General features: G+C 51.0%; 2 protein-coding genes. Both read left to right on the top strand.

The window, feature by feature from the left end; genetic code table 11:
* Nucleotides 1-188 precede the first annotated feature (188 nt).
* The gene (locus ACEVG1_RS20940; protein ID WP_374745680.1) at nucleotides 189-1,535 is read left to right on the top strand and encodes a deoxyguanosinetriphosphate triphosphohydrolase; all 1,347 of its coding nucleotides are present in this window, start codon (nucleotides 189-191) and stop codon (nucleotides 1,533-1,535) included.
* Nucleotides 1,536-1,579: 44 nt separating this feature from the next.
* Complete coding sequence (locus ACEVG1_RS20935; RefSeq protein WP_374745679.1) at nucleotides 1,580-2,581, top strand: hypothetical protein; 1,002 nt, start codon at nucleotides 1,580-1,582, stop codon at nucleotides 2,579-2,581.
* Nucleotides 2,582-2,775: the final 194 nt, after the last annotated feature.

The raw sequence follows: 2,775 nt of genomic DNA, 5'->3' as shown, positions 1-2,775 counted from the left end.
AAAAATAATGAGAAAAAACTTGGTATGGCTTATTAGTCGGATTTGAAAAGGGCATTTTTTTTCACCCTAACCATTTCTATAAATATACGGATACTATTCCTAATCCCAAAATCTTAAAAGCGATTTCCCTGAAAGAACGGCCGCTTCCGGTATGGTAATTTGTCTTACCTTTGCTCTCCATGGATGCTATGAATTGGAAGCAATTGCTCTCGGCTAAGCGTTGGGGTTATGAATCACGGCACACCGATGATCAGCACGAGGCCCGGTCGGAATTTCAACGCGACTATGACCGGCTGATTTTCTCCTCGCCTTTCCGTCGGCTGCAGAACAAAACACAGGTTTTCCCGTTGCCCGGCAGTGTCTTTGTGCACAACAGGCTCACCCATAGCCTTGAGGTTGCCAGTGTTGGCCGGTCGTTGGGGCGCATTTTCTACAATGAAATGAGAAGGTCTTTTCCAATGATCGACTCCGAGCTGCCCTACTTGCAGGAAGTGGGCAACATCGTCTCCGCCGCCTGCTTATCGCACGACCTGGGGAACCCTGCGTTCGGGCATTCGGGCGAAGCGGCCATTTCCAGTTATTTTACCGACGGCGACGGACGCGCCTTTAAGGAAAGGGTTTCTCCCGAAGAATGGGCGGACCTCACGCATTTCGAAGGCAATGCCAATGCGCTCCGGATACTCACCCACGGATTTACAGGTAAAGACGCGCATGGATTTGCGCTTACATACAGTACGCTTGGCGCTATCGTAAAATATCCCTGTGCGGCTATCGACGGCCACGATGGGCGGGTACATCACCGAAAAAAGTATGGTTTTTTCCAGCCGGAACGACCGACCTTCGAGAAAATCGCCCGGGAGCTCGGCCTGCTTTCCGAGAGCGGGCGGCAGCTGGGATACAAACGGCATCCCTTGGTCTACCTTGTGGAGGCGGCGGACGACATCTGCTATAACATCATCGATCTGGAAGATGCGCATCGATTGGGAATATTAACCTATGAGCAGGTGGAGGACCTGTTGCTTCCCATCTGCGGGGGCGATCCATTAAAGGCCCGCTTGGAAACGCTCGGCGACTCCGACAGCCGTATAAGCTTGTTGCGGGCGAAAGCAATAAACACATTGATCGTAGCTTGTGCCCAGGCTTTCATGCAGCATCAGGATGCCATATTAAGTGGCCGATTTGAAAAGCCGCTTATGGAGGCGCTGGCTCGCGAGTTGGTGGATGGGATGCGGGCCATCGAACAGGTCTCTGTTGAGAAAATCTACAATGCGCAGTCCGTTGTGCAGATTGAGGTGGCGGGCTACAAGGTTATGAATGGGCTGTTGGAGGAGTTCATCCCCTCCTATTTGAAAGAGGGGAAAACGAAGTACGACCGCAAGCTTCTGGCATTGATGCCGAAACAGTTCCACACCGACCAACCGGGCACTTACGGGAAAGTACGTTCGGTACTGGATTTCGTTTCGGGGATGACCGACCTGTATGCAGTGGAGCTTTACAGAAAAATCAAGGGCATCTCCTTCCCGTCGCTGGATTGAATACATCGCTGGCTTGAGAACGTTACAACAAACCGTTACCGCACATGCATACCTATAATATATATAACCCTTTTGAGGATTTCCGTTTCGACAACCAAACCTGCTTTCTGAGTGGGCAGCCCTTATTGTCGGCCGGGGACCAGATACAGGTCTTCCCGGATTGGCTGATGCGTAGGTTTGATATTGAAGACAAACCTTTCAAGCTGCTCGACGAAAGCCTCCGTACATACAAGGCGTTGCGCCTTCCCTGTGCGCCGGCGGTGGCCGAGCGTATTTCGGAACTTGACAAGCGCGTAAGACAGGCGTTTGAGAAAGGGTACGGGGCCGTGGTGGATATGGATAGGGTGACGTTGTTCCAATGGGTGTCTCGGATGGTGTATGGTGTTGTATTCAACGAGATCCAAGCGGGGATAAGGCAACAGGCACTTAGCGGGGAGGCGATGAATTTTTCGCAAGTGCTTGTCCATAAGTTCAAGCATCTCCACCTCATGCTGCAATCGTTGATTGTACCCGTCCAGTTTGACGGGCTGCCCTTTTCCATTATCGTGGCCCAGGTAGATAACCCGGCGGATACGTTCAACTATCGGGATGAAATCAATACGTTGGTGTATTCCCTGAGGATGAATGATTTCGGCTTGATTGCATGCCTCCAAGACAACGGTGCGAACGGCGCTTACAATAATGCATTTGTAGAGCCACTAACCGGGCGACGGCTCCATCCCATCCAGTTTGAAGAATTGTGCGCGCGTTTTTTCTACTCGGCTTATCTATTCAACCGGCTGCCCACGTATATGGTGGCGCCGACCGCCGACCAGGTCTATATTGAACCGATGTCTTTGATGGATATGAGTATGAGGCCCATTTTCGACCCATGGCAGGCAAAGACCTATGGGCAGGTCCTCGAAAACTTCTGGAAGCCCTGGGGATACACCCTGTTTGAGATTATCAAGGATCCCGAAAACCCCATGTCTTTTCTTTTAACTCACGAAGGCCAGCCAATTGACGCCGCGGAAATCACCTTGCCTACCGGCGGAAATCACGGTTAGCACGAGCTACCTCCACACGGAGGGAGGGCGTGTTATTTAAAGGGTTTGTATATGAGCCCATTGCGAATAAATGTGAGTATTTTTCACATGGTTGTTTGCATTAAAGCAAAAGGTTGTTACCTTTGCAACCCGCTTCGGAGGATGCGGTTGTTCATTGAGGGTTTTGGCTTTGTTTTTCGGGTTTTGCCGTTGGT

This window comes from Parapedobacter sp. 2B3, assembly GCF_041925275.1.
Classification (GTDB): domain Bacteria; phylum Bacteroidota; class Bacteroidia; order Sphingobacteriales; family Sphingobacteriaceae; genus Parapedobacter; species Parapedobacter pyrenivorans_A.
This window is presented reverse-complemented; position numbering and strand designations above follow the sequence as displayed.

Coding starts and splice junctions, on each gene's coding strand:
- ACEVG1_RS20940 (WP_374745680.1), top strand. CDS start 189: ATGAATTGGAAGCAATTGCTCTCGGCTAAGCGTTGGGGTTATGAATCA.
- ACEVG1_RS20935 (WP_374745679.1), top strand. CDS start 1,580: ATGCATACCTATAATATATATAACCCTTTTGAGGATTTCCGTTTCGAC.